Here is a 1112-nt window from a genome sequence, read left to right as displayed (position 1 = left end):
GGGCGCCCGGCGGGCCGTAGTGGGCCCACTCAACCACCTTGTTCACGGCCTCCTCGTCGCCTTCAAGCACGGCCTCGACCGTCCTGCCGTCGGGGAGATTCCTGACCCAGCCGCGGACCCCGTAGTGTTTCGCCACGTCTCTCATGGACTGCCTGAAGAAGACCCCCTGCACCTTCCCCCTTATGAGCAGATGCACCCTGACCCGAACCACGATAAAAACTCCCCTATAAAAAGAAAGCGCGCTCCGCCGACCGGCGACTCAATCCGCCGATGGGGCGCCCGTCGGTCTGGACGTAGGCCCAACCGCCCCTCGGTCGCTCCGCGGGAAATCTTTATAGGGAGCTGCGCCATGTCCTCAGTGCAGCCGCTGGACTGCGACGAGTACCATAGATGGATCAGGCAGGCTGAGTACACCCTTAGGTCCATAGATGCTGACATGAGCTCCAGCAACTACTCATGGGCGTGCTTCAAGGCCCAGCAGACGGCCGAGTTTTCCCTTAAGGCGTTGCTGAGGGCCATGGGCAAGCCCGCCTTCGGCCGCAACTTGGTCGCTCTGTTCGGCGAGCTCGGAAGCCACTGCGGCGGCGCAGGTGACAGGCTGAGGTTCTGCGTCGGCTACCTCGATAAGATGTACACAACGCCTCGGTACCCCGACGCCTTGGTCGAGGGGGCCCCCTTCGAGAGGTACACGAGGGAGGAGGCGGCTGAGGCCTCGGACTGCGCCGGACTGATCCTGGCGTGGATAAAGGGATGTTCGCCATGCCGCTAGACGAGGTCATCAAGGCGCGTCTGGCCGAGAGGGAGCGCGTCGTCGACGAGGTCCGCGCATACGCCCTCAGGTTGAGGGAGGGGCTGGGCAGACTGACGGCGATACTCTACGGGTCCTACGCGCGGGGCGACTTCAACCTATGGAGCGACGTGGACGTCGTGATGATCTCGGAGCACTTCAGGGGAAGGGACTTCGTGACTAGGTGCGTGGAGCTCGACGACGCGCCGCCGAGGCTCGAGCCGATATGCTGGACGCCCGAGGAGGCCGCCAAGGCGCTGCGCAAGCCCTGGTGGCGCGAGGCCCTCAGGCACAGAGTAGTCATCGTGGACGACTACGGCGTAGC

3 protein-coding genes are annotated in these 1112 nt (G+C 64.3%); 2 read left to right on the top strand and 1 reads right to left on the bottom strand.

Annotated features, from left to right (window positions below):
* On the bottom strand, positions 1-211 hold a 211-nt coding region (locus tag AAX04_RS11485; protein ID WP_202904448.1), incomplete at its 3' end, for an acylphosphatase.
* A gap of 138 nt (positions 212-349) precedes the next feature.
* Between AAX04_RS11485 and AAX04_RS11480 the strand changes: the two genes are divergently transcribed.
* Both AAX04_RS11480 and AAX04_RS11475 read left to right on the top strand, forming a co-directional pair.
* Complete coding sequence (locus AAX04_RS11480; protein ID WP_084761529.1) at positions 350-769, top strand: HEPN domain-containing protein; 420 nt, start codon at positions 350-352, stop codon at positions 767-769.
* Positions 760-1112: nucleotidyltransferase domain-containing protein (locus AAX04_RS11475; protein ID WP_238377882.1), on the top strand; the 353-nt coding region annotated here is incomplete at its 3' end. The genes AAX04_RS11480 and AAX04_RS11475, both read left to right, overlap by 10 nt.

The organism is Caldivirga sp. MU80, from assembly GCF_001663375.1.
Taxonomy (GTDB): Archaea; Thermoproteota; Thermoprotei; order Thermoproteales; family Thermocladiaceae; genus Caldivirga.
Note: the sequence above shows the minus strand (reverse complement) of the source record. Positions and strands in the feature narration are given on the sequence as shown.

Excerpts from the sequence above, each read along its gene's own strand:
- AAX04_RS11480 (WP_084761529.1), top strand. The coding sequence starts at position 350 with ATGTCCTCAGTGCAGCCGCTGGACTGCGACGAGTACCATAGATGGATC.